Raw genomic sequence first — 24,887 nt, forward strand, 5'->3', positions numbered from 1 at the left:
GGTGCTTTAAGCCGCGTGGCCGCCCATGCGGGCGACGTTGCAGTGCGCCCAGAGCTTTTCCATCGCCCCGACCAGCTTGCGCATCATGTCGTCGGTGTGGAACGGCGTGGGCGTGAAGCGCAGGCGCTCGGTGCCGCGCGGCACGGTCGGATAGTTGATCGGCTGCACATAGACGCCGTGATCGGCCAGCAGCATGTCGCTGATCAGCTTGGTGTGGACCGGATCGCCGACCAGCACCGGCACGATGTGGCTGTCGTTCTCCATCACCGGCAGGCCCGCGTCCTGGAACATCTTCTTCAGGGTGGCGGCGCGCTCCTGGTGAGCGTCGCGCACTTCCGGGTGCTGCTTGAGCCACTTCACGCTGGCCAGCGCGCCGGCGGTCAGGGCCGGCGGCAGCGAGGTGGTGAAGATGAAGCCCGAGGCCATCAGGCGCACGGCGTCGATCACCTCGGCATCGCCGGTGATGTAGCCGCCCATGACGCCGAACGCCTTGCCCAGCGTGCCTTCGATGATGTCGATCTGGTCCATCACGCCGTCGCGCTCGGCGACGCCGCCGCCGCGCTGGCCGTACATGCCGACCGCGTGGACCTCGTCGAGATAGGTCATCGCGCCGTACTTCTTGGCCAGGGCCGCCGTGGCGCCGATGTCGGCGATGTCGCCGTCCATCGAATAGACGCTTTCAAACGCCACCAGCTTGGGCGCGTCGGCCGGAGCGGCCGCCAGCAGTTCTTCCAGATGCGCCAGGTCGTTGTGGCGGAAGATGTGACGCGGGCCGCCGCCGTTGCGGATGCCGGCGATCATCGAGGCGTGGTTCTGGGCGTCGGAGAAGATGATCAGGCCCGGCAGGATCTTCTGCAGGACGCTGAGCGTGGCCTCGTTGGAGACGTAGCCCGAGGTGAACAGCAGCGCGGCCTGCTTGCCGTGCAGGTCGGCCAACTCGGCTTCCAGCTCCACGTGATGGTGGTTGGTGCCCGAGATGTTGCGGGTGCCGCCCGAGCCCGAGCCGTGGTCGTCGATCGCCTGGTGCATGGCGTCCAGCACGACGGGGTTCTGGCCCTGGCCGAGATAGTCGTTCGAGCACCAGACCACGACTTCGCTCTCGCCGCCGTCGGCGCGCGTCCAGGTGGCGCGCGGGAAGGCGCCGCGGTGGCGCTTCAGGTCGGCGAAGACCCGATAGCGACCCTCGTCGCGGATTTGGGAGACAGCGGCGGTGAACGCGGCTTTGTAGTCCATGCTGGTCTCTACCCGTCGAACCGAAGCTCTACGGTCCTTTTCTTCTGGCACGGCTTTTCGCACCACGTAGGCACAGTGTCCACCTAAGGGCCTCTACCTACAAATTGGAATTGGGCGTGGTGTCGCATCGATTGGTTCTATAATCGCCGATCGCAACCCTGCCTTGTTCAAACCAGCTCAGCAATACGGCCGCGCAGCAGTTGCAGGACGGCCGAGAAATCCTTGCCGCCGAAGCCGTTGGCGTCGAACAGGGCGTATAGAGCCTCGGCCTGCGCCCCCATCGGGGTGCTGGCGCCGGCGCGGGCAGCCGCTTCCTGAGCCAGCTTCAGGTCCTTGAGCATCATCGCCGTGGCGAATCCGCCCTCGTAGCCGCGATCGGCCGGTGTGCTGGGGCCGACGCCGGGCACGGGGCAGTAGGTAGAGACCGACCAGCACTGGCCCGACGACTGGCTGGCGATCTCGAAGAAGCGGTCGGCGGCCAGGCCCAGCTTCTCGGCCAGGGCGAAGGCCTCGCAGGTTCCCAGCATCGACACGCCCAGCAACATGTTGTTGCAGATCTTGGCCGCCTGCCCCGCTCCGTGCCCGCCGGCGTGGATCACCGCCCGCGCCATCGGCTTCAGCGCCGCCTCGACAGCGGCGAAGTCGGCGTCGTCGCAGCCGACCATGAAGGCCAGGCTGCCGGCCTCGGCGGCCATGATCCCACCCGACACCGGCGCGTCGGCGAACCGGAAACCCGCCGCCCTCGCCTGCTCCGCCACGGCCCGGGCGCTGTCGACGTCGATGGTCGAGCAGTCGATCAGCAGCGCGGATTTCGGCGCATTGGCCAGCACCTGCTCGCCATAGACGGCGCGCACGTGGGGCCCGGCGGGCAGCATGGTGATGACGATCTCAGCGTCCTTCACAGCCTCGGCCACCGAACCGGCCGCGACGCAGCCCGCGCCGACGGCCTTCTCCAAGGCCTTGGCCGAAAGGTCGAAGGCCGCCACGGCGTGGCCGGCCTTTGCCTGGTTGGCGGCCATGCCGCCGCCCATGTTGCCCAGGCCGATGAAGGCGATGCGGGTCATTGGTGTCTCCTCCGTACGCAGGGCCGTTCGGCCTCTAGTTCTTCCTGGACAGCTCGAGATGCAGGTGGTCGTCGTGCCGCGCCGCCCTGCATCCCTGGAAGCGGATCATATCGACGTCCGGCGCCCAGCGCGCCTTCAGATGAGGTTCGAGCAGGATCTTCTTCACGCCGAGCGCCCGCCCCTCGTGGCTCAGCCAACGCAGCATCTCGGCCGTGCGAACAGCGTCCGCCCGGCGTGTCGCCAGCGGTTGCAGGGCGTCGAAGTCCCAGCGCAGGTTGGCGCGGCGATAGCTGGCGCAGGGCCTTGCCTCGCCGGCCTTCGGCCGTTCATAGGCCCAGTAGCCGATAGGGCTCGCGGTTCCGTCGTCGATGACCGCTCCGGATCCCTCGCGATAGAAGTAGGCCAGATCCACCTTCAGGCCGTCGCGGTGCGACAGATGTGGCGGCAGTGGAAAGCCGTCGAAGAACGGAAAGCCCGCGTCGAGATAGCGGGTGACGGTTCCCGGATAGGCCTGGGCCATGTGGCCCGCCAGGGCGGCGACCGTCGTTCGAACCTCCACCCGCGCATAGTTGCGGTTGAGGACGCAGAGCAGCGGACTGGCCGCGCCAAGGGGCTCATTCACCCCTACGACGCACGGAAGGCGCTCTCTCCCGCCAAGCTTGGCGAGCGGCGGAACGGCCAGGAAGGAAACAGCGCCGTAAACCGCCACAAAGCCGAGAACCGACAGCCATGCGGGCCACCGTCGCAGTTTGGCGATCCAGGCCGTGATCAGCAGCGCCAAGCCGCCGACCTGGGTCAGGATGGTCAGGGCGAGCGCGCCTCCCAGCAGCGCGACGAGCTTGGCGCCGCGCCGCCAGGAGGACGCCATCAACGCGCCCCGGCCGGCTTGCGGAACTTGTAGATGAACTGGTCGGTCTTGCCGCGGATCGACGGGTCGAAGACCGAGGCGTTGCGCTTGTCGGCGGCGTCGCGGAGCACGCGGCTCTCGCCCTCGAAGATGAAGCCGGCGGCGGTGACCTCGGCCTTCACGGTCTCGGGATCGATGCGATGCAGCTTCTCGGCGTCGCGCAGGCCCGAGCCGGGCTGGGCCGAGTGGTCGAGCACCAGGTAGACGCCGCCCGGCTTCAGCGACTGGAAGACCTTGCGGTTGACCACCGCCATGTCGGGCTTGCCCATCAGCGGGGTGTGCATGTCGTGATAGTTCTGGGCGGTGAACACCAGGTCCAGCTTCTCCGGCGCGCCGAAATTGGGCAGCAGGTTCAGGATCACCGAGACGTTCTTGTAGGCCGGGTCGGCGGCGATGGCGTTCACGGCCGGCTCTCGGTTGGCCAGCTTGGTCAACTCGTCGGGCACATAGGCGTAGACGTGGCCGCGCGGGCCAACGGCCTTCGACAGGATGCGGGTGAAGTAGCCGGTGCCGGGAATCAGGTCCGCGACCTTGGCCCCGTTGCGTACGCCGGCGAAGGCCAGCACCTGGGCCGGCAGGCGATCGGCGTCGCGCTTGCTGTCGACCTCGGGACGCAGCGGGTTGTCGACCGCGGCGATGATGTTGGCCGGAATGGAAACCGGAGCGTCGGCGGGCGGCGGAGGCGGCGGCTCGGCGGGCCCCATCGGGGTCGTGGCGCACGCGGTCACGGCGAGCGCGGCGACGAGGCTGAGAAGCGGCTTACGCATGGTCTTCCTTCCGGCGGACTTTCTTCTTTGGCTGGCGGCAAGCTAGCGAGGCCAAGCGACACCTTCAATGCCGCTACGGCATAACGCCGTCAGGCGTCCGCGAGAGGCGTCCACTCCTCCTCGGGCGGAAGAGGCGCGAAGATCGCCTGGATATCGGCGTCATTCACCGCCTCGATGCTCGGCGGATCCCAGCGCGGGGCGTTGTCCTTGTCGACGATCACCGCCCGCACGCCCTCGATGAAGTCGTGCTTGCGCACCACGCGCGAGCCGATCCGATATTCCATGGCCATGTTGTCGGCGAAGTCGGTCATGGCCTCGCCGCGCTTCAGCTGCTCGAAGGCGACCTTCAGGGTCTGGGGCGACTTGGTCTTCAGGACGGCCAGCTGGGCCTTGCCCCAGTCGCAGGAGTCGGCCTCCAGGAACTCGAAGATCTCTTCGACGCTGTCGCCGACGAACAGGCGGTTGAGGTCCTGCTCGAAGCCGACCAGCGGCGCCTTGCCGGCGTCTGCGCGGTACTTGCGCAGGGTCTCGTCGATGCGGCGATGGTCGGCGAGGATCGCCTTCTTCAGCCCCTCGACCGCGCCGAACTCGACGAAGTGGGTGGCGATGCCCAGGCGCATGCAGTCCGAGCCCTTGATCCGCGCGCCGGTCAGGGCCAGCCACAGCCCCGCCTTGCCCGGCAGCCGCGGCAGGTACCAGCCGCCGCCGACGTCGGGGAACAGGCCGATGCCGGTCTCGGGCATGGCGAAGGTCGTGCGCTCGGTGGCGATCCGATAGTGAGCGGGCATCGAGATGCCGACGCCGCCGCCCATCACCACCCCGTCCATGATCGCCACGATCGGCCGGTCATAGTGGAACAGCAGATGGTTCAGCCGGTATTCGGTGCGGAAGAACTTCCGCGCCTCGACGCCGTCGCCCGCCCCGCTCTCGGCGAGCATGCGGATGTCGCCGCCGGCGCAGAAGCCCCGCTCGCCCGAGTGGTCGATCATGACCATGTCGATCTCGGGATCGGCCTGCCACGCCAGCAGGGTCTCGATCATCGTCTCGCACATGGAAAGCGTCAGGGCGTGCAGCGCCTTGGGCCGGTTCAGGGTGATCCGGCCGACGTTCTTCTTGACGCTGACGAGGACTTCGGGGGCCTGCTTGGGGGGAGCTTCGGTCATCAAGGTTCTCAAGCGAGTTCAGGGTCTTCGACGGGCGCACAGTCGAAGCGGTCGATCTGGCCGGCCAGCAGGCGGTAGACCGCGTCCTGCGGAACCTCCTGGGCCAGGGTGTCGGCGCGCGACAGGCCGGCGTAGGCGCCGCGCAGCAGACGGCCGGCGACGCCGTGGCTGACCACGATCAGGCGCCGCTGGCCTTCCGGGGCCTGGTCGGCCAGCCAGCCGGCGACGCGCGCGGTGACATCCTCGAAGGTCTCGCCGCCCGGCGCGCGGAAGGCCCACTCATAGCTGGCGAACAGTTCCGGATTGTCGCGGCGGATATCCTCGCGCAGGCGGCCCGACCACTCGCCGACGCTGATTTCCAGCAGGCGGTCGTCGAAGGTCAGCGGCAGGCCCGTGCGCTCGGCGATGGCTTCGGCCGTGTTCCGCGCACGGCGCAGCGGACTGGCGACGATCCGCCAGGCGTCGGATGGCTCGCGCGCGACGAGGTCGGCCAGCAGCTCGCCCATGGCCCGCGCTTGGGCGCGACCGAGGGCCGTGAGGTCCGACTCGGTCTGCCCCTGAAAACGCCCCTCGCGGTTGAACTGGGTCTGGCCGTGGCGGCAGAGATAGATCATGGGCCCCTGGAACTCCGCTTCGCTTGCGCGAGCGTCGTATAGACCAGGGCGGCGAAAAGACACGATAGCGCCGTCCCCGCCACCTCCAGCCAGTTGGGCAGATAGGTCCAGGCCGAAGGCTGGAACGGGATCAGGTTCGACGCCCCCTCCATGCCGGCCGACACAGCCATCAGAACCTTCACGGCGATCACCAGCAGGGTCGGCGGGGCCGCGACGAAGAAACCGAACGCGAGGCGGCCGCCGCCCCAGCGACGGTTCAGCCACCACCCAAGCGCCATCACCGGAACGCCGAACAGAAGCGCCAGCATGAGCGCGCCCGCCAGGAGCTCAGAGAACGGCGCGGACGCCGTCGCCGCGATCGTGTCGCCGTCCAGCCCCTGCCGGAACGGCGCGATGGCCAGGACCATCAGAACAATGCAACCGCCGTAGGTCGCCGCCGACGCGGCCAAGGCGGGCCAGGACCAGGCCGGCTCCCCGGCCCTTTTGCTCCCTGTCTCGGGAACGGCCGTCACTGCCGGAACATCTCGCGGGCGATGATGACGCGCATGATCTCGTTGGTGCCTTCCAGGATCTGGTGCACCCGCAGGTCGCGGACGATGCGTTCCAGCGGGTAGTCCTGCAGGTAGCCGTAGCCGCCGTGCAGTTGCAAGGCGTCGTTGGCGACCTGGAAGCCGGCGTCGGTGGCGAAGCGCTTGGCCATGGCGCAGAGCTTGGTGGCCTGGGGATCGCGGTTGTCGAGGGCATGGGCGGCGCGGCGCACCATCAGCCGAGCGGCTTCCAGCTCGGTGGCCATGTCGGCCAGCTTGAACTGCAGGGCCTGGAAGTCCTTCAGCGGCCGGCCGAACTGATTGCGCTGTTCCAAGTAGACCTTGGCGGTGTCGAGCGCGAACTGGGCGCCGCCTAGCGAGCACGAGGCGATGTTCAGGCGCCCCCCATCAAGGCCCATCATGGCGAAGCGGAAACCCTCGCCCTCACCGCCGATGCGGTTGGCCAACGGCACGCGGCAGTCGTCGAAATTGACCTGGGCTGTGGGCTGGGCGTTCCAGCCCATCTTGCGCTCGTTGGCGCCGAAGGTCAGGCCCGGCGTCCCCTTCTCGACCACGAAGGCCGAGACGCCCTTGGGGCCTTCGCCGCCGGTGCGGGCCATGACCACATAGACGTCCGACACCCCGCCGCCGGAGATGAAGGCCTTGCCGCCGTTCAGCACGTAATGGTCGCCCTCCAGGCGGGCGGTGGTGCGCATGCCCGCCGCGTCGGAACCCGAGCCCGGCTCGGTCAGGCAATAGCTGGCGATCAGTTCCATGGTGGTCAGGCGCGGCAGGTAACGCTGGCGCAGTTCGGCCGAGCCGAACCGGTCGATCATCCACGAGGCCATGTTGTGGATGGTCAGATAGGCCGCCACTGGTACGTCGCCGTAGCTAAGGGCCTCGAAGATGATCGAGGCGTCGAGGCGCGACAGGCCGCTGCCGCCCACATCGTCATTGACGTAGATGCCCGCGAAACCAAGGCTCGCGGCCTCGCGCAGGACGTCGACGGGGAAGTGCTTGTTCTCGTCCCAGGCGGACGAATGAGGGGCAAGCCGTTCCGCGGCGAAGCCCGAGGCCATATCCTGAATGGCGCGTTGATCGTCGTTCAGCGCGAAATCCATGCGCCATTTCCTCCCGTGCGGGGCATGTCCGCCCTCACCTTCTTGACCGCTGACCTGCCCTGAGCAGCCAAGTGTGTCAATCATATCTCAGTTGGCGAATTTGCTTGCGGCGCCGCAGCGAAAATGGGTGCGAAAGGTCGCACCTCCCTTGATCCGACACCTCGTCGGTATCAGATCACGCCCATCGGAGGCGTCGTCTCGGTTCCCATGTCCAAGTTCTTTACCGCTCTGGCCGCGGTCGCGGCCCTGTTCACGTTCGTGTCTGCGCCGGCTCACGCCGAGAATCTCGGCGTGTGGCGCAACCCGAAGGACAACATCCGCCTGCACATCACCGACTGCGGTCCGAGCATGTGCGGTTGGGTCGTCTATGCCAGCCGCAAGGCCGAGGCTGACGCCAAGAAGAGCGGCTACGACACCCTGGTGGGCCAGCAGGTGCTGCGCGACTTCGCGCCCACCGGCAATGGAAACATGAAGGGCAAGGTTTTCGTTCCGACCCTGAAGGTCACCCTCTCGGGCACTGCCGAGTTCGTCGACGCCCGCACCATGCGCGCCAAGGGCTGCGTGCTGGGCGGCCTGTTCTGCAAGTCGCAGGTCTGGACCCGCGTCGACGGCGGCGTGCAGCAGGTTCGCGTCACCAAGGCCGGCGAATAGCCCCTTAAGGGCCTTCCGGCCTTGCCTCGACCGGCGGCGCGCGCGAAACCCTTCGCATGACCGTTCCGCCGCTCGCCCCCTACCCCGCCACCCGCCTGCGCCGCCTGCGTCAGGCCGACTGGACCCGCCGCCTCGTGCGCGAGACGGAAGTCCGTCCGTCCGACCTGATCTGGTCGATGGTGGTGCACGAGGGCGAAGGAACCGTCCCTGTCGCCTCCATGCCCGGCGTCGAGCGCCTCAGCGTCAAGGAGGCCGCCAAGGCCGCCGTCCGCGCCCGCGACCTCGGCATTCCCGCCATCGCCATCTTCCCGCACATCGATCCGTCTCGAAAGGACGCGACCGGCTCGATCGCCGCCGATCCCGACGGCGTCATCCCGCGCGCCGTGAAGGCCATGAAGGACGCTGCCCCCGAGGTCGGCATCATGTGCGACGTGGCGCTGGACCCCTTCACCGACCATGGCCACGACGGCGTGGTCGAAGGCGGCAGGATCCTCAACGACGCCACTATCGAGCGGCTGATCGAGCAAGGCCTGATGCAGGCCGCCGCCGGCGCCGACATCCTGGCGCCGTCCGACATGATGGACGGCCGCATCGGCCGCCTGCGCGGCGCGCTCGAGGCCGACGGCCGGCAGGACACGATGATCATGTCCTATGCCGCCAAGTACGCTTCGGCCTTCTACGGCCCGTACCGCGACGCCATCGGCTCGGCAAAGCTCAGCGCAGGCCAGGGCGACAAGAAGACCTACCAGATGGACCCCTCCAACACCGAGGAAGCCATCCGCGAAGTCGCCCTCGACATCGCCGAGGGCGCCGACATGGTCATGGTCAAGCCGGGCCTGCCGTACCTGGATATCCTGCGCCGACTGGTCGACGAGTTCCGCATGCCCACCTACGCCTTCCAGGTGTCGGGCGAGTACGCGATGATCAAGGCGGCCGGCGCCAACGGCTGGATCGACGAGGACCGCGCGATCCTCGAAAGCCTGGCGGCCTTCAAGCGCGCCGGCGCCGCCGGGATCATCACCTATTTCGCGCCCTGGGCGGCCGAAAAGCTGGGCTGACATGGCCGCGCCGAGAACCGCCTTCGCACCCGGACGGTTCTACGGCGCGCCCACGATCGAGCGCCGGCTGCCGGGCGTGCGGCTAGCGCATCTGGCCGCCACGATGAGCGCCGAGCTCGTCGACGAACACAGCCACGACGACGCCCATTTCGTGCTGACCACGAAGGGCCGCTACGAGACCACGGCCTGGGGTCCGCGAACCGAGGGGCCAGTCCTCGTCTACAACCCGCCCGGCGTGGTCCACCGCGACCGGTTCGTCGAGACCGGCGGCTATTTCCTGGCGGTCAGCTTCGGCGCCGGCGACTGGCGCGAGCTCGCCGACGGCCGTGGGGCGATCGACGCCCTGCGCCTGACCGGTCCCGTCGCCCGCCGCGCCGCCCTGCGCCTCGCCCGCTCGCTGCTATCGGTCGACGCCGAGGCTCTGTCCCTGGAAGGGCTCAGCCTGGAACTGGCGGCGCAGGCCCTTCCCCCGGCGCGCGACAGCGACCATCCCCCGCCCTGGTTGGCTCTGGCCGAGACCTATCTGGCCGACGCCTTCGACCAGCCGATCGGCGTCGCCGACCTGGCCCGCGTCGCCGGCGTACATCCGGTTCACCTGGCGCGCGGCTACCGCCGCTGGCTCGGCGCGGCGCCGGGCGAGCGCCTGCGTACGCGGCGGCTGGACCGCGCCGCCGACCTGCTGATGGCCGGTCGTCTGTCGATCAGTGAGATCGCCCTGGCGTCGGGCTTCTGCGACCAGAGCCACCTCAACAGACAGTTCCGCCAGGCCTATGGCGTGACACCTGGAGAGTTCTCGCGCCTTTGCAGCCCCCGCCCCGCCAGATGGGCCGATGTTGCGGGCGTCCAAGACGAGACTGCGATCGCGCTCTAGCTTGGCGGCATACGCCGTCGGAGTGGCTTTTCGTGAAACGCTTCCTGTTCGCCGCCGCCCTGGCCCTGGCGCCGCTGTCGCCCGCCTCCGCCGCTGCCGACATGCCTTCCGCGGCGCCCGCCGCCGAACGGATGTCGGCGCCCCGGCTCGACGCCATGTCCGCCGCCATAAAGGCGGGCGAGTTCCAGAAGATCACCAGCGTGCTGATCGCCCGCCACGGCAAGCTGGTGTTCGAGGCCTATTACGACGAGGGCGGGCCCGACGGCGGCCCCGAGGCCCGCCGCAACACCCGCTCGGTGACCAAGACCGTCACCGCCATGCTGGCCGGCGCGGCCATCGATCGCGGCGCGATCCCCAGCGTCGACGCGCCGATCAAGCCCTATCTGAAGGGCCGACCTCCGGTCGCCGCGCCCGATCCTCGCAAGGACAAGGTCACGGTCGAGGACCTGCTGACCATGAGCTCGATCGCCGAATGCGACGACGACAACCAGTTCTCGCGCGGCAACGAAGAGCGGATGTACCTGATCGAGGACTGGGTCGGTTTCTATCTCGACCTGCCGGTGCGCGGCTTTCCCGACTGGGTGCAGAAGCCCGCCGACGCGCCATACGGCCGCAGCTTTTCCTACTGCACGGCAGGCGTTACGACCCTGGGCGCCATAGTCCAGGGGGCCGTGGGCAAGCCACTGCCCGTCTTCGCCCGCGAGGCGTTGTTCGGACCACTGGGCATCGAGGGCGAGCGCTGGCAGCTTTCGCCGCTCGGCCTGGCGCAGGGCGGCGGCGGCCTTGGCCTGCGCAGCCGTGACCTGCTGAAGCTGGGCCAGCTATATCTCGACGGCGGCAAGTGGAACGGCCGCCAGGTGCTGCCGGCGTCCTTCGTCGCGGCCGCCACCAGCCCGCACGCCAATGCGCGGCCCGACACCGACTACGGCTACCTGATCTGGCTGCAGACCCTCGGCGGCCACAAGGTCTGGGCGATGAGCGGCACGGGCGGAAACAAGGTGGTCATCGTCCCCGACCTCGGGATCGTCGCGGTGATCACCACGGTGAACTTCGGCGTCCGCCAGCCGCACGCCATCAGCGAACGCCTGCTGACCGAGCACATCCTGGCGGCCGTCGAGCCCTGACGGCCGCCGAATCCGCTAGGCTGGCGGGCATGAGCAAGGTCCTAGACATCGTCACCGCCGTCATCCGCGACGAGACCGGCCGCATGCTGCTGGTGCGCAAGCGCGGCACGGCGATCTTCATGAAGCCGGGCGGCAAGCGCGACGCGGGCGAGGATGACCTGACCGCCCTCGCCCGCGAACTCGACGAGGAGTTGGGCTGCCGGCTGATCTCGGCGACCTTGCTGGGCCGGTTCTCCGCTCCCGCGGCCAACGAGGCCGGGTTCACGGTGCAGTCGGCGACCTATCTGGCCGTCGTCGAGGGCGAGATCGCCGCCCAGGCCGAGATCGAGGAACTGGCCTGGGTCGACCCGGCCGCGCCGCCCGCGGGCCTGCCCCTGGCCCCGCTGCTGAAGGATGAAGTGATCCCCGCCCTTCTGGCCCTCGCCTGACCGGACCCAACCCGTGCTATAGGGCGGCCATGACGACGATCTACATCGACGCCGACGCCTGCCCCGTGAAGGACGAGACCTACAAGGTCGCGGCCCGCAACGGCCTGAAGACCTATGTCGTCTCCAACAGCTGGATCCGCGTGCCCACAACTCCGGCCATCGAGCAGATCGTGGTCGACGCCGGCCCCGACGTGGCCGACGACTGGATCGCCGAGCGCGCCGGTCCCGGCGACGTGGTGGTGACCAACGACATTCCCCTGGCCGACCGCGTGCTGAAGGCTGGCGGCCAGGCGATCGCGCCCAACGGCCGGGTGTTCACCAACGACATGATCGGCTCGGCTCTGGCCAGCCGCTCTATCGGCGAGCACCTGCGCTCGATGGGCGAGGTCACCAGCGGCCCCAAGGCCTTCGGCCCGCAGGACCGCAGCAAGTTCCTGCAGGCGCTGGATCAGGCCGTGGTCAAGGCCCGCCGCGTGGTCCCGCGATGATCGAGATCACCTCCTGGCTGCGCATCGACGAAGACGAACTGGTCGAGAAAGCCGCCCGCGCCTCGGGCCCCGGCGGCCAGCACGTCAACAAGACCTCGACGGCGATCGAGCTGCGCTTCGACGTGACGAACTCGCCGTCCCTGACCGACGACATCAAGGCCAGGCTGACCGCGCTGGGCGGCAGCCGCATGACCCAGGAAGGCGTGCTGGTGCTGTTCGCCCAGGGCCATCGCTCGCAGGAGCTGAACCGCCAGGACGCCCGCGAGCGGCTGGTCGAGCTGATCCGTCGGGCCACCGAAAAACCCAAGCCTCGCCGCCCGACCAAGCCGACCTATTCCAGCAAGCTCAAGCGGCTGGAGACCAAGTCGAAGCGATCGGGCGTGAAGACCATGCGTGGCCGCGTCCATCACGACGACTGACCGCTCAGAGGTCGTCAGACAGCGGCAGGATTGACGCCGACGCCCAGGCGCTTCCCGTCAGCCTGCTGCTGGACAAGGAAGACCTGTTCCTGGTCAAGCCAGGTGATCTGGTCGCCCACGATGGTCCCGGCGAGATTGGCCAGAACGATGTCGGCCGAGCCCTGGCCGCCATGCTGGACCATCGCCTCCCAGTGCATCATCCGATAGGTCGAGCCAGAGGCCTGCACGGCGAAGCCCGTGCCGCCGTCGGCGTAAGACTGGATGTGCTCGGCGACCTGTCTGACGTTCATGTGGTGAAGCTCCCCTCGCGCGCCCCTAGCGGCCGCAGAACTCCACCTTAAGACGCGCACGCCTTAACCGGAGATTGCAGCCGAGACGTCGCGAGCGTTTCTTCAGGCCAGGCGCGGGATCGGCGGGCCGAACGAGAGGATCTCGTCCTTCCAGTCCGGCTCCGGAATGAGGCCGCCCAGCATCTTCTTCAGATAGAAGGCCAGGGCCGACTGCTCGTCGGCGCTCAGCTCGGAACAGGCTTCCTGATGCAGCGGCGTCAGCTCGTCGCGAATGCGCTGCAGCAGGGCCGCTCCGGCGTCGGTGAGGCGCACGACCACCTTGCGACGATCGTTCGGCGCCCCGCCGCGCTCGACCAGGCCGTCGCGGATCAGGCCGTCGATCGACCGGGTAAGGGTCGTGCGGTCCGCCGCCGAAAGCTTGGCCAGCCGCGTCATCGAACACTCGCCGAACCGGGCCAGCGACAGCATCGCCACCCATTTCGGGAACGACAGACCGTGACGCGCAACATGGTCGGCCGCCAAGGCGCGCCGATGCTGCTCGGTCTGATACATCAAATAGCTCAAATAGCTGGGCAGGGGCATGGATTGCCCCTCCCTCAAGTCATGCTCTGGCATGGTGTCCCCCCGCGCCGTGCGCCTTGATCTCACAACCTCTGCTGTCGCGCAATCGCCACGAGGTCCCTAGCCAACGCAGCGTTCACCATGTCGCCAAACGCCTGTCTCGTCCGCACGTTCCGCAGGCGAGAAAGACCCCTCAGAGGCGAATTCAGCGCCGGGGCGCAGGCGGGGCCGGAGGCGCGGGCGGAGCCGGCGGCGCAGGCATGCCGCGGATGACCGTGATGCGCTTGACCCGATTCCCGCAGCTCTTCAGCGACAGACCCTGCGGCAGGCGGGCCTCGCCGCAGGCGTCGTCGAGCTGATCCTGGGTCAGGCCGCGGGCCCCGCTGAGATCGACGCCCTGGAAGCGAACGCCCCCAAAGTCCGCGCCCTTGAAGTCCGCGCCCGAGAAGCTGCCGCCGCGGAAGTGCGAGGCGCTCAGCGAGGCGTTGCGAAACTGCGCGCGATCGAACCGGCCGCCGCTGAGGTTGGAACCATTGATCTCGGCGTTGGAGAAATCGGCCCCGCGCGCGTTCACCGAGCTCAGGTTCGAGCCGTTCAGCTCGGCGTTGGACAGGCGCGCGTCGATCATGGTGGCGGCCTCGAAGTTGACGCCGTGCATCTCCGACGAGGTCAGGTCCGAGCGCGACAGGTTCGCGTTCTGGAAGTTGGCGCCGGCCGACTCCACGCCCGACAGGCGGGCGCCGTTGAAGTTCGCGCCCTGGAAATTGGCGGCCCGCATCTCGGCGCCGCGCAGGTCGGCGCGGGTCAGGTCGGCCGCCGCGAAGTTGGAGCCGTAGAACACCGCGCCGCGCAGGTCGGCGCCGATCAGGTTGGCCTTGGCGAAGTTGGCGCCATTGAACTTGGCGCCGGTCATCTTGCGGCCGGCCAGATCGCAGCTGACGCACACCCCGCCGAGCGACACCAGGCGCGCCACGTCCTTGTCCTCGATCGAGGCCTTGGCCTGGGCCTGGCCGGCCAGGGTCGTCAGACCCATGACCAGGGCGGCGGCGAGTGTCATGCCCATGCGGGCCATCGGCGGTCTCCGTGCGGTCGATAAGCGACCTTGCTTGGTAACGGTTTGAGCCCCGCACCGCCGCTAGACCACTTAAATCGCGGTAATGACGGGGATTCGGGACCCCCGTCGCCCGCCAAACGCTTGTTGGCCTTAGCCTTCCAGCGCCCGCCGCGTCAAACCGCCACGCCCCTCCCGGCTAGTAGAAAGTCACGTCGTCGAGCTCGAACCACAGCTTGGCGCCGGCCGGTCGTTCGCCCGCGACGCCGACCTGCAACAGGTCGGTTCCGGTGAAGGCGGCCTTTTCGCGCCCGGCAGGCTTGAACGCCGAGAATGGCAGTTCGACTGTCTTCCACCCCGGGCCGGCCTCGACCTTGGTCGTCCAGCGGCCAGCGGCCCCCACCAGACTGACGACATAGGCGCCGCCGTCGCCGCGCACAGCGAACTTGAGGCCCTTGAACGCGGTGGCGTCGGTGGGGACCACCGAGCCCCGGGTCAGCGGCAGCAGCACGCCGGCCGAGGCGTCGTCCTTGGCGGCCATGCGGGCGCCGACGAAAAGCACCTTGCCGCCGCCTTCGCGGTCGATGATCTGCGAGACCTCGAGGCTGCGGTCACGGCCGCCGTCGAAATCGTCCAGCCGCAGGGTGTCGAGGCTGGTGCGGCCGTCGGCGCGCTCGAAGTCGTCGATCAGGGCCTGAGCCTTCACCGCCGGCGGAGCGATGCGGTCGTTGGCGGCGGAACGCTTGGCGCCAGGGCCATAGGACAGCTTGCCGTCGATGAAGACGCGCTCGACCTTGCGGGCGTCGGAGATCGTCTCCCACGGCTTGCCCGCGACCATTACGAAGTCGGCGCGCTTGCCGGCTTCCAGCGTGCCGCGATCGGCCAGCTGGTTCATGGCCCTGGCGCTGCCGGCCGTGCCGATGGTCAGGGCCTGGCTCGGCGTCAGGCCGGCCTGGACCAGCAGTTCCAGCTCGCGCAGGGTCGAGGCGCCGTGCGGCGTGCCGGTCATGCCGGCGTCGGTGCCCAGGGCCAGCGGCACCCCGGCCTCGAACAGCGCCTTGGCGTTGGACAGGGCGTAGCCGAACTTCAGGCGGCTCTGGCGCGCGCGGGGGCTGTCGGGATCGGCCGGCGGCTTGGCGCCCGGCTTCACGGGTTCATAGACCGCCAGGGTCGGGGCGTAGAACAGGCCCGAGGCCTTGATGGACGCGATCGTATCCGCATCCAGCGGCGCGTCCTGCAGGCTGTGGGCGATGACATCGACGCCGCTGATCGCCGCGACCTTACCCTGCTCGACCGTGACCGTGTGGGTCAGAACCTTCAGCCCGTACTTGTGGGCCGTCTCGGTCAGGGCCTTCAGCGTCCAGGCGTCCATGGTGGTGTTGTCGGGCGCCGAACCATAGCGCCAACCGTCAGTGAAGGCCTTGATGGCGTCGGGCTTGTAGGCGGCGATCGCCTCGACGGCGGCGCGGGCGCCTTCCGGCGTATCGACCCAGCGGGTGGTGGCCTGATCAGCCCAGTCGGCGCCATGGCCGCCCGGCGTGCTGATCCGGGCTACGAAGTTGACGTGGGGCGCGGTCAGGGTTCCCAGCCACGCCCGGCGCGGCGCGAAGCTTTCGGGCTGCTGGTGGAAGTCGTTCACCGAGGTGACGCCCGCGGCCACATAGGCGTCGGCGATCCTGGGCGTGACGTCCGGAACCCCGTTGGGGGTCCAGTGGGTGTGAACGTCGAACAGGCCGGGGATCAGCGCCTCGCCCTTGGCGTCGATGACGGTCGCGCCCCTGGGGGCCTTCACCTTGGGGCCGACCGCCAGGATCCGCCCGCCATCGACCACCAGCGTCCCGCGATACGGCGCCGCGCCCGTGGCGTCGAAGATCTCGGCGTTGACGACCGCCAGCGGCTGGGCGGCCGCCAGGGACGTCGAGAGCGCGGCGGCGCAGAGGCCGCCAAGCAGGATGCGGGCGCGGGTCATGGGCGGTCGTTCCTCGTTCGAAGCGGGCGCTTTCAGATGCGCCCGTTCCTCATGACGAACCAGGCGCGCAAAACCAGCAGTCCTCCCCGCCGATCGGCATGCCCGGCGGCAAGGTTTCCACCGCGCCGGTGCGCGGAGCGGCCAGGGCCTTGCGGTCGCCGGAGGTCAGCAGACGCGAGATGCGGGCGGCCTGATCGGCCTCGGCCCCCTGCCCTTTCCAGCCGGCCAGGGTCTTGGCGTAGCGCAGAAGGCCCGCGTCAATCTGGGCGGCAGCGGTGGGCGACAGGGTCTTGTCGTCGAGTACCGCGACGAGATCGCCGACCAGGCGGGCGCGCACCCGGCGGCGCAGCTCGCCGGTGCGGCCGTCAGCTTGCGGCCCGCCCGGCGCCACGGCCGCCAGCAGGGCGTCGACCGTCTCGCTGACGTCCAGCTGGCCCGGATCGCGGCGCTTCTGCTCGACCAGGCGATTGAGGCGGGCGGGATCGAGCAGCAGCGACAGCGGCAGGTCCGCGGCGGTCTCGGCGGCGGTCGGCAGGTCGAACACCGACGCGCCCGAGGTCGGGAAGATCTCGATGGCGTAGGCCTTGTCGCGCGAGCCCGACATTCCCGACGACAGCACCGACAGCAGAGGATCGGGCAGATCCAGCGCCGCCGGATCCAGCGTGCGGACCAGGGCCGCCAAGGCGCGGCGCTGATCGGCAGCGGGCGTGGCGGGCGCGGCCTCGCGACCATCGCCGACCACCGCATAGCCGTAGTCGACCCCGCCGACGAACTTCACCGCCGCTTCGACCTGATAGCGATGGAAGAGATAGATCGGCACGAGCGCCCGGCGCAGGTCGGCGGCCGGCGAGCCGGCTGGAACGCTGTTCAGGCCAAAGCGCGACAGGGCGATACGGCGAACGGCCATGACGTTGTCCAGCTCGACCACCGGATCGGCGCCGTTGTCCCACAGGGCGCCATAGGGCTGGGCCGAGGCCGCGCCGCGGGCGTCGGCGTCGGAGACGTAGCGGTAGCCCCTGGCCTGGGCGTCGCGGGCCAGCTTGTCGAGACGCGCGGCCTCGTCGCTGCCCGGCGCGCCTTCCGAGTAGAGCCAGTCGATGGCGAAGGCGTCCCAGGCCCCCACGCCCTTGGCGTAGGCGTCCGACAGGTCGAGGCGATCGCCGTCGATCTTCACCAGCGGCGCGGGGTAGTCCATCACCGAGGCGCGGCCGTAGACGCTGCCGGCGAAATTGTGCGACAGGCCGATGGCGTGGCCGATCTCGTGCGCCGAGAGCTGGCGGATGCGGTCCAGCGCGATCTGGATCGGATCGTCCGGACCGCCCTTCCCGGTCTTGTCGGCGCCCAGCAGGCCCTCGAAGATCATGCGGTCCTGGCGGATGCGCAGAGACCCGAGCTGGACGACGCCGCGCACGATCTCGCCGGTGCGCGGATCGACCACGGTCGTGCCGGTCGACCAGCCCCGCGTCTGGCGGTGGATCCAGTTCACGACATTGTAGCGCGCGTCCATCGGATCCACGCCCTGCGGCAGCGGCTCCACGCGGAAGGCGTCGACATAGCCGGCCGCCTCGAAGGCCTGGTTCCACCAGCGGCCGCCCTCGACCAGGGCGCCGCGCACCGGCTCGGGCGCGCCGCGGTCGATGTAGAACACGATCGGCTTCTTCACCGGCGACTTCGCCGCCGACGGGTCGGTCTTCTCCAGGCGGAAGCGGCGCACCAGGCGCTGCACGGTCGGCTGGTCGAGCCCGACGGCGTAGTCGGCGAACAGCACTTGGGCGGACGTGCCTGTGCGCGGGTCGAAGGCGCGCGGCGTAAAGCCCGGCCCCGGCAGGCGGATGAAGCTGTGGTGGACGCCGAAGGTCACGGCCCGGGCGTCGGGGACGATGCCGGAAACCTCGCCGCCCGCGTCATCGGCGGTGAAGGTCTGGCGGGTTTCGAACTCCAGATTGTCGGGGAACACGCCGACATGACCGAAGTCGACATAGCTGAGCGTCGGCGCGGCCTTGAACGCGCCCTGCTTGGCCTCCTTCAGCGATCCGGTGATGTTGAAGGCGTCGCGCAGGAGGAAGCCGGCCAGGTCGACCGTGAACCCGCCGTCGGCGCCCTCGCCCGCCACTTCGCCCGACCAGACCACCGAGCCTGGAAAGCTGTCGCGCACCGTGCGCTGTTCCTCGACCGCCCCGCCCACGGCGCGGAAGCCGAAGTTCTCGAACTCGGCCAGCACGCGCTTGCCCACGCGGCGGAAGACCAAGACCTGGGTGTCGCCGGTGGCGGCGCGGTCTAGACCGACCGGCGTGGCGCCGAGACCGCCGCTGATGCTGGGCTGATAAAGGAAGCGACCCGAGATCCCGTCGGCGTCCGGCGCCGGCAGGGTGACCATCACCGCGCCCTTGGCGGCGTCGGTCTTGACCGCCAGCAGGCCCGGCGCGCTCGCGGGGGCGGCGGCAGGCGCGGGCGGAGCCGGGGCGGCCGAAACGGGACCAGCCGACAGCGACAGAGCGGCCAGAGCGCCCGCCGCCGCCAGGGCGCGCAGCGACGCGCCCGCGAGATCCGATTTCCTCATCCGCCCCTCCGATTCCCGCGCAAGTCGCGGCGAGCGACGGTTTCGCCCGGGGCCTGCGCAGGCAAGCCCCTTTTTGCCGGAAGACGCCCTAGCGGATCTCGCGGGCCAGGGCGCGGGCGACCAGTTCGCCGGCCTGCCTGCAACGATCCAGGGCCGGAGGCCGCGCCTCGACCGGTCGGGGTTCGGCGCGTCCGCGCTCGGGCGCGCACCGGGAGGAAAGCTGGATCATGAGCCTGCGGTGTCGAAGGCCTTGGCCTCCGCCTCGAATTCGGCGAGCGCGGCCTCGGCGGCGTCGGCCATCCGTTCCCAGCCGGCGAGCACGGCGTCGAGATCCGGCGCTCCCCCATCGGCGACCGAAAGACCCGCCTCCAGGTCGTCGAGCACCGCGTTCCAGTCGCCGCGCAGGCCACGCACTCCGGCGACGGTCGTCGCCAGATCCGCGGCCGGAGCGACCAGGTCGTGCAGGGCGATCTCACGGCGCGTACGCGGCGCCGGACTGAAGGCCCATTGCTGGGTGGACTGGCCGGTCTTCTCCCACAGGCGCAGGGGCGCGCCGGCCTGCACCTCGGCCACGTCGAGCGCGTGACCGGGGAACGCGACGTTTTCGAGCGTCGCCCCCTGGCGCGGCGGGACGCGGAAAAGATCGGCGCCGACCGGCAGCCCCTCCAGCGCGCCCACGCACGGCGGCGGCCCCTCGCTGACCAGCGGAAAGCCGAACGGCGTCGAGGCGTTGGCCAGGGTCCACAGCTTGTCGTCGGGTGTGATGTGCAGGTGCAGCGCCGCGTCAGCGGCCGAGCGCAGACGATGAGCGTCGGCGGTCTGGTCCAGTTGCAGCCGCCAGAACTGGCGGGCGGCCCCGCCCTTGACCGGTTCGAGCATGACGACGCCGTCGTCGTCATAGGCGAGGCAAAGCTCGGGCGCCTCGCGCAGGGAGATCCTCACGGCCGGATCGCGCTCGAAGGCGGCGAACGCGGCGGCGAACGCCCCGGCGCGCGTGGCGAAGCCGCGCATGGCCGCCGCCAGGGCCGTGGCGCGGTCGGCGCGCATGCGGACCTGCAGGCGCAAGGCCTCCAGCGCCGCCTGATGCTCGCCCGACAGCAGTTGGCCATAGAGCGACGGCGCGACATCGCGACCGTACGAGATGAGGTCGCGGGCGAAGGCGGCCAGACCCAGTTGCAGGTCCAGCCCCTGCCCTTCCAGAACGCAATCGAGGTCGGTCCAGGCGGCGATCAGGCGCTGGGCCTCAGCGCACAATTCTCCGGCTTCGACGGCGCGGACGCCCCGACGGGGCTCCAGGGCCGAGCCGACCACCTCGCCCAGGAAATCGACGATGTCGCGGCGCTGACGCGAGGCCCGAAGCGCAGTGCGGGTTTCGGCGGCGACACGGCCCAGGGCGGCGACGTCGCGCCAGCCGGCGAGGCCCAGGTCGAACAGGTTTCCGGATTGGGTGGAACGTCCGCTGGCGTCGCCGGCGAAGAGCAGAAGCCCGTTCATCGCCAGCCCCGCGGCTTTGGCCGTCGGTCCTCGATGCTTCGCAACGCCGCTACTCCACCCTGGGGTCGGCGATGGGCCGCTCGCGAGCGTCACGAGCGGCCCCCGCCCCGCATGCGAAGAGCCCCCCAAGACTTCCTCGCGCGCCAATGGCCTGGGAAACCCGGAGCCGTCATGGCGAGACGGCTCCGGGTCCCTTGATCGCCGACGTCCGCTCTGGAGGCTTTTCGGCCCGGCCGCCCGTGATCTGCGACAGAATGTCCCAAGCCCTACGGCCCCGCTGTGCAATTTGTCACAGGGGTTGCGACGAGTTCTCAGCGACGCGAAAGGTTGAAGATCGAGACCGGCGGAAAGCTCTTGCGGGGGGTCGTCCGGCCCACATAGCCGCAGCGGTAGAGGTCGGCGTGGCGCGTGGCGAGCACCCCCGCCATGGCCTCGCTGACATAGGCCGCGCCCGGCGCCACGTCAGGCTCGATGCGGGCGGCGACAACCACGTGGGCGCCGACCACCGCCTGGGCGCCGGTGATGGGGTTCACCCTCAGGTGCACCGGCCCGTAGTGGCCGCCGATGCGCAGGGCCAGGTGACGCGGCAGCCCCCGGGCCCGCAGGTTCAGGCCGCGATGGCTTTCCAGCAACGCAAGCGCCGCCTCGGCCGCGTCGCACGGCTGGTCGAACACCAGGAAGACGCCATCGCCCCAGGTCTCGACGTGCTCGGGCGGGGCGGCCAGGCCCGCGATGGCCTCGGCCATGCCGGCCATGATCACCTCGAAGAAGGCCGGCACCTGGGCGTCGTGCAGCGCGCCGAAGCCCCTCACGTCGATGAACAGCATGGCCTTGACCCCGCGCTCGTCCAGCCCCGCCGGAGGTGCGGCCGGCGACGCCGGCGCGGGCCGATCGAAGGGCAGGATCGCCTGCGGCCGTCCCGTCTCGCGCCAGTAGGCCACGTCGGCGGCGGCCCCCGCGGGTCCGGCGGCGGGACGCCCGTCCCAAACCGCGACCTGCACCGCCTGGGTCGACAGGCCCTCGGCCCGAAGGATGGCGCAGCCGACGGCGAAACGGCTGGCATAGGCGAAGACCTCGTCGTCTCCGGCGTAGGGATCGCGAGCGGCGAAGCGCACCGAGGTCGCCCTCGCCAGGCAGGCCTCGAACCGCCCGACCCAGCGCTCGCCGAACGGCCGCACGGAGGTCTCGACATAGGAAGCAAGGGCCAGCGGGGCTACGACGTGCAGTTCTCCCCCGGCCGCCAGCAAGGTCTCGGCCCAGAGAATGTCGGCCCCGGCCGCAAGGCCGCCGTAGCCGAAGCCGATCCGGCGGGCGCGCAACAGGTCGGCCATGCGGGCCTTCAGGACCGCTTCCTCGGCCGGCTCGCGGACGGCGAACATGTGTCCGGTGAAATGGGCCGTGGCCGGCGGCCGTAGAATCTCGAGCCAGGCGGTCGGCGCACCGATCTCGGCGGCGATCATCGACAACTGGCGCAGGGTGGAGGCGTGCGCCGAGAGACTGGCCGGGGCGCTGGCGACGGCGGCGGCCAGCATGTCCGCAGCCTCGTCCCGACGGCCGAGCAGGAACAGGGCCTCGGCTCGGCTGGCGCGATGGAAGTAGTCGGCGTCTCCCTGCCCGGCCGCCGCGCCGGCATCCAGGGCGGCCATGGCCAGGTCGGCGGTTCTGGCCGCCTCGCCCGCCAGCAGGCTCATGGTGGCGGCGTTGACGAGGCCATAGGGACCTCCGCCGTTGGCCGCCGCGGCGACATAGCCGCGCGCCGACGCTCGCGCAAAGGCCCGCCGACGCGCGCCATCGGCGGTCAGCGCCACGTCCTTCAGCAGGCGAGCGCCCAGTGAAAGCGCTTCGGGATCGTTGGAAGCCGAAAGGCCCAGCCGCACGAATTCGGCGCGGGCGAAATCGGTGGCGCCGGCCCGAGCCAGCGAAAGCACGGCCGCGTGGGCCAGAAGCAGGGAGCCATCCCCGTCGTCCAGCGCGCGTCGCGCCAGATCATAGGCGGAAAGGTGCTCGCCGCGCCGAAGCAGCGCGGCGAGCTCGTCGAAGGACGCCTCGGTGGTCAGCTTAGACGCCGACGCCGTTTTCGATCAGCGGATCCAGGTCGATCGCCTGGCCCAGGCCGTCGTGCATGAACAGGCTGTAGACGAAGATGCCCATGCGCTTGCACTCGTAGATCACCTTGAACTGCGCGTACGGCACCGCCTCGCTTGCGCCCGGCGGCGTGTAAGGGGTCCAGTAGTAGCTGGAGAAGTTCTGGCCCCAGTCGTTCTCGAACGAGATCGGGGTAGGCTGGAAGCCCCAGCCCTTGGCGAGCAGGTCGTCGCTGAGACGGAACTGGAGCACGCAGCGCTGCTTCAGGTCCAGGTCGAGCGGCTCGGGCGGGTTCTGCGCCAGGTCCATGAAGCTGAGGTTGCCGTCGAAGCCGACGACGACGTCGATGATCAGATCGGGTTCCGGGTTCGTACCGCTGTGGCTGAGCATAGAAAATTCCCCCTATAGGCGAGTTAACCTAAAGATGAATCGCGTGAAAACGCAACGAAGTCGGGTCTCGCATAACCATGTAAACGAAGTTTGTTCACTATGGCCGACGCCTCCGAAATTCTTCCCAGGCGGTGCAGGGCGCGGGCCAGCACGTCCAGCGCCTCGGGCGAAAGGCTCTCGCGACGCGGCCCCAGGGCGCCGACGACCTCGCCCGCCCGGCCTTGCGCCAGATAGGACATGCCCAGCAGCCAGAGCTCCATTTCCGCGTCGCCTTTCTTGCCGCTCCTGCCGGCCAGCGACTGTTCGATATCGCGCGCGGCCGCCCTGGCGGCCTCGGACTTGCCGTCGATTTCGGCGAGCCGGATCGCTTGCACCCGCAACTTCCCGCTCAGTCGCGCCATCCAGGCATAGACCTCCGGGTTGAGCGACCTCAGCCGCTCGATGCGGCGCGCCGCCTCCGCGTGGGCCGCGCGCGCCGCCGGGAGGTCGCCGCCGGCCATGGCGACGTCGACGGCGTCCAGCTCCACATTGGCGGCATAGTCCAGCCAGGTGGCGTTTTCGGGATCCAGGGCGGTCAGGTCGCGGAAGCCGCGCCTGGCCCCGTCGACCAGCCTGCGAGCCTCGTCAATGCGCCCCAGATCCAGGGCACGACGCGCCAGAGCCAACTGGCCGGCATAGAGCTTGGCGGCCATCGGCCGGTTCTCGGGGTTCTTCTTCAGAAGATCAGCGCAGATCGACTGCGCCGTCGCCCGCTGCTCGTAGGCCTGCGCCATATGACCCAATCGATAGTGGGTGTCCGACAGCCAGGCATGGGCGTCGGCCAGATCCTTCACCGGCTGGATCGCGCCGGGTGAAGCCTTGGCGGCCGCCTCGAACCGGGCACGGGCGTCCTCGAAGGCGACCAGAGCGTCTTGGCCCCGGCCCTCGTTCAGCAACAGGGTGCCGAGGTTGTTGCGCGCGTAGGCGACCTCCATCCGCCATTCGACATTGCCAGGATCGAGCCTCGTCAGCCGTTCGGCCAGTTCGCCATAGCGCCGAAACCCGGCCTCGGCGTCGGCGATCCGCGCCAGCCGCCAGTCGACATAGGCCAGCCAGAAGACGTTCTGGGCATGGTCATAGAGGCGCGCGCCGTCCTGCGGGTTGCGGTTCGATAGAGCCTCGGACGTCAAGGCCGCCTGCGAGAAGGCCTGCCGCGCGCCCTTCAGGTCGCCGCGCTTGTCGCGGATCTCTCCAAGCAGGGTCTGGGCCTTGGCCTGCTGCGACAGGTCCTCGTCGTCGAGGTCGCGGGCGTCGATGTGGGCGTAGTGGGCCAGGGCCCGGGCGCCGACGCCGTCGAGCACGTCGAGGCGCCCCACCGGCTCCAGTTTCTTGCGCAGGTCGCCCAGCATGTAGGCGACCAGGTCTTCGGCCTCGGCGCGCTGGGCCTCGGCCTCGCGACGAGCATCGAAAGCGACCACCGCCAGGGCCCCAGTGACCACGGCGACGCCGAGCGCGCCGGCCGTGGTGGCGGCCATCCAGCGCTGGCGCCGGCGAGCGTCGCGCTGGATCAGACTGTCGAGCCGCACCCCCAGCAGGGTGGAGGCCACCTTCAGGAAGGCCAGGCGCCGGCCGTCGCCGCCCGGACGCAGGTCGGCGGCCAGCGGCTCGCCTCCGGGCGGGAACGCCTCGCGCAGCACCGGCGGCAGGCAGTCGATCACCTCGCCACCGCCTTCCGGCGCATCGACCAGCACGCAGATCACCCGCTGGGGTCCGTGGGTCGAAAGGAAGTGGCGGATCTCTTCGCCGACCCATTTCGAGCCCCGCGACGCCTCAGAACAGACGACGATCAGGTGCTCTGAACGGTCCAGCGCCTCGCGAATCGCTCCGCCCAGATCGGCGGCGGCCGAGAGTTCGGCGCGATCGCGGAAGATCGGACGCAGCGGACGCGTCTCGGCCTGACCCACGCCCTTCGGCGGGCGATAGGCCTCCAGGCGCTTGTGCAGCCAATCGACCAGCTTGCCGTCGCCATGGCTGTAGCTGATGAAGGCCTTGTAGTTTAAGTCCCCCATTGCC

At 69.6% G+C, this 24,887-nt stretch carries 25 protein-coding genes; 7 read left to right on the forward strand and 18 right to left on the reverse strand.

Features of this window, described 5'->3' with window-relative positions:
- Nucleotides 1–6 precede the first annotated feature (6 nt).
- The 8 genes from hemA to P7A99_RS04475 form a co-directional block, all read right to left on the reverse strand.
- Nucleotides 7–1,233 (reverse strand): 5-aminolevulinate synthase, encoded by a 1,227-nt coding sequence (hemA, locus tag P7A99_RS04440; protein WP_277792724.1) that lies wholly within the window; start codon nucleotides 1,231–1,233, stop codon nucleotides 7–9.
- A gap of 167 nt (nucleotides 1,234–1,400) precedes the next feature.
- A complete protein-coding gene (gene mmsB, locus P7A99_RS04445) occupies nucleotides 1,401–2,318 on the reverse strand; it encodes a 3-hydroxyisobutyrate dehydrogenase (protein WP_277792765.1) in 918 nt (305 codons plus the stop codon).
- A 13-nt stretch (nucleotides 2,319–2,331) separates the two neighbouring features.
- Nucleotides 2,332–3,165, reverse strand: a complete 834-nt coding sequence (locus tag P7A99_RS04450) for a hypothetical protein (protein ID WP_277792725.1) — start codon at nucleotides 3,163–3,165, stop codon at nucleotides 2,332–2,334.
- The gene (locus tag P7A99_RS04455; protein ID WP_277792726.1) at nucleotides 3,165–3,971 is read right to left on the reverse strand and encodes a class I SAM-dependent methyltransferase; all 807 of its coding nucleotides are present in this window, start codon (nucleotides 3,969–3,971) and stop codon (nucleotides 3,165–3,167) included. Before P7A99_RS04455 ends, P7A99_RS04450 begins: the two co-directional genes overlap by 1 nt.
- 89 nt (nucleotides 3,972–4,060) lie before the next feature.
- Nucleotides 4,061–5,134: an enoyl-CoA hydratase/isomerase family protein gene (locus P7A99_RS04460; protein ID WP_277792727.1), complete on the reverse strand. Its 1,074-nt coding sequence runs from the start codon at nucleotides 5,132–5,134 to the stop codon at nucleotides 4,061–4,063.
- A gap of 8 nt (nucleotides 5,135–5,142) precedes the next feature.
- Nucleotides 5,143–5,748, reverse strand: a complete 606-nt coding sequence (locus P7A99_RS04465; protein WP_277792728.1) for a histidine phosphatase family protein — start codon at nucleotides 5,746–5,748, stop codon at nucleotides 5,143–5,145.
- The gene (locus P7A99_RS04470) at nucleotides 5,745–6,260 is read right to left on the reverse strand and encodes a hypothetical protein (protein WP_277792729.1); all 516 of its coding nucleotides are present in this window, start codon (nucleotides 6,258–6,260) and stop codon (nucleotides 5,745–5,747) included. Before P7A99_RS04470 ends, P7A99_RS04465 begins: the two co-directional genes overlap by 4 nt.
- Nucleotides 6,257–7,396, reverse strand: a complete 1,140-nt coding sequence (locus P7A99_RS04475) for an isobutyryl-CoA dehydrogenase (RefSeq protein ID WP_277792730.1) — start codon at nucleotides 7,394–7,396, stop codon at nucleotides 6,257–6,259. The genes P7A99_RS04470 and P7A99_RS04475 overlap by 4 nt, the downstream gene beginning before the upstream one ends.
- Nucleotides 7,397–7,603: 207 nt before the next feature.
- On the opposite strand from P7A99_RS04475, the gene P7A99_RS04480 reads away from it, so the two are divergent.
- From P7A99_RS04480 to arfB, 7 genes are read left to right on the forward strand one after another with little or no spacing between them, the layout of a single operon-like run.
- The gene (locus P7A99_RS04480) at nucleotides 7,604–8,047 is read left to right on the forward strand and encodes a DUF2147 domain-containing protein (protein WP_277792731.1); all 444 of its coding nucleotides are present in this window, start codon (nucleotides 7,604–7,606) and stop codon (nucleotides 8,045–8,047) included.
- 56 nt (nucleotides 8,048–8,103) lie between these two features.
- Nucleotides 8,104–9,105 carry a porphobilinogen synthase gene (gene hemB / locus P7A99_RS04485; protein ID WP_277792732.1) on the forward strand — a complete coding sequence of 334 codons (1,002 nt, stop codon included), beginning with the start codon at nucleotides 8,104–8,106 and terminating at the stop codon, nucleotides 9,103–9,105.
- Nucleotide 9,106: 1 nt separating this feature from the next.
- Nucleotides 9,107–9,976 carry a helix-turn-helix transcriptional regulator gene (locus tag P7A99_RS04490; RefSeq protein ID WP_277792733.1) on the forward strand — a complete coding sequence of 290 codons (870 nt, stop codon included), beginning with the start codon at nucleotides 9,107–9,109 and terminating at the stop codon, nucleotides 9,974–9,976.
- A 32-nt stretch (nucleotides 9,977–10,008) separates the two neighbouring features.
- Nucleotides 10,009–11,100 carry a serine hydrolase domain-containing protein gene (locus tag P7A99_RS04495; RefSeq protein WP_277792734.1) on the forward strand — a complete coding sequence of 364 codons (1,092 nt, stop codon included), beginning with the start codon at nucleotides 10,009–10,011 and terminating at the stop codon, nucleotides 11,098–11,100.
- Between the two features lie 29 nt (nucleotides 11,101–11,129).
- Nucleotides 11,130–11,528: an NUDIX hydrolase gene (locus tag P7A99_RS04500; RefSeq protein ID WP_277792735.1), complete on the forward strand. Its 399-nt coding sequence runs from the start codon at nucleotides 11,130–11,132 to the stop codon at nucleotides 11,526–11,528.
- A 29-nt stretch (nucleotides 11,529–11,557) separates the two neighbouring features.
- Nucleotides 11,558–12,016: a YaiI/YqxD family protein gene (locus P7A99_RS04505; RefSeq protein ID WP_277792736.1), complete on the forward strand. Its 459-nt coding sequence runs from the start codon at nucleotides 11,558–11,560 to the stop codon at nucleotides 12,014–12,016.
- Complete coding sequence (arfB, locus tag P7A99_RS04510; protein WP_277792737.1) at nucleotides 12,013–12,435, forward strand: alternative ribosome rescue aminoacyl-tRNA hydrolase ArfB; 423 nt, start codon at nucleotides 12,013–12,015, stop codon at nucleotides 12,433–12,435. Before P7A99_RS04505 ends, arfB begins: the two co-directional genes overlap by 4 nt.
- Before the next feature lie 14 nt (nucleotides 12,436–12,449).
- Here the strand turns inward: arfB and P7A99_RS04515 are convergent, their stop codons facing one another.
- From P7A99_RS04515 to P7A99_RS04560, 10 genes are all read right to left on the reverse strand, one after another.
- Nucleotides 12,450–12,725, reverse strand: a complete 276-nt coding sequence (locus P7A99_RS04515; RefSeq protein ID WP_277792738.1) for a hypothetical protein — start codon at nucleotides 12,723–12,725, stop codon at nucleotides 12,450–12,452.
- A gap of 102 nt (nucleotides 12,726–12,827) precedes the next feature.
- The gene (locus P7A99_RS04520) at nucleotides 12,828–13,277 is read right to left on the reverse strand and encodes a MarR family winged helix-turn-helix transcriptional regulator (protein WP_277792739.1); all 450 of its coding nucleotides are present in this window, start codon (nucleotides 13,275–13,277) and stop codon (nucleotides 12,828–12,830) included.
- Nucleotides 13,278–13,491: 214 nt separating this feature from the next.
- Complete coding sequence (locus tag P7A99_RS04525; RefSeq protein ID WP_277792740.1) at nucleotides 13,492–14,358, reverse strand: pentapeptide repeat-containing protein; 867 nt, start codon at nucleotides 14,356–14,358, stop codon at nucleotides 13,492–13,494.
- Nucleotides 14,359–14,536: 178 nt separating this feature from the next.
- Nucleotides 14,537–16,306: an amidohydrolase family protein gene (locus P7A99_RS04530; protein WP_277792741.1), complete on the reverse strand. Its 1,770-nt coding sequence runs from the start codon at nucleotides 16,304–16,306 to the stop codon at nucleotides 14,537–14,539.
- 49 nt (nucleotides 16,307–16,355) lie between these two features.
- Complete coding sequence (locus P7A99_RS04535) at nucleotides 16,356–18,866, reverse strand: zinc-dependent metalloprotease (protein ID WP_277792742.1); 2,511 nt, start codon at nucleotides 18,864–18,866, stop codon at nucleotides 16,356–16,358.
- Nucleotides 18,867–18,954: 88 nt separating this feature from the next.
- Nucleotides 18,955–19,095 (reverse strand): hypothetical protein, encoded by a 141-nt coding sequence (locus P7A99_RS04540; protein WP_277792743.1) that lies wholly within the window; start codon nucleotides 19,093–19,095, stop codon nucleotides 18,955–18,957.
- Nucleotides 19,092–20,360 (reverse strand): RICIN domain-containing protein, encoded by a 1,269-nt coding sequence (locus P7A99_RS04545; RefSeq protein WP_277792744.1) that lies wholly within the window; start codon nucleotides 20,358–20,360, stop codon nucleotides 19,092–19,094. The genes P7A99_RS04540 and P7A99_RS04545 overlap by 4 nt, the downstream gene beginning before the upstream one ends.
- A gap of 311 nt (nucleotides 20,361–20,671) precedes the next feature.
- Nucleotides 20,672–22,288, reverse strand: a complete 1,617-nt coding sequence (locus tag P7A99_RS04550; protein WP_277792745.1) for an adenylate/guanylate cyclase domain-containing protein — start codon at nucleotides 22,286–22,288, stop codon at nucleotides 20,672–20,674.
- Nucleotides 22,289–22,418: 130 nt separating this feature from the next.
- The gene (locus P7A99_RS04555) at nucleotides 22,419–22,835 is read right to left on the reverse strand and encodes a hypothetical protein (protein WP_277792746.1); all 417 of its coding nucleotides are present in this window, start codon (nucleotides 22,833–22,835) and stop codon (nucleotides 22,419–22,421) included.
- Between the two features lie 23 nt (nucleotides 22,836–22,858).
- Entirely contained in the window at nucleotides 22,859–24,883 is a 2,025-nt protein-coding gene (locus P7A99_RS04560) for a toll/interleukin-1 receptor domain-containing protein (RefSeq protein WP_277792747.1), read from the reverse strand.
- Between the last annotated feature and the right edge of the window lie 4 nt (nucleotides 24,884–24,887).

Origin of the sequence: Caulobacter endophyticus (assembly GCF_029543245.1) — a bacterium.
Taxonomy (GTDB): domain Bacteria; phylum Pseudomonadota; class Alphaproteobacteria; order Caulobacterales; family Caulobacteraceae; genus Caulobacter; species Caulobacter endophyticus_A.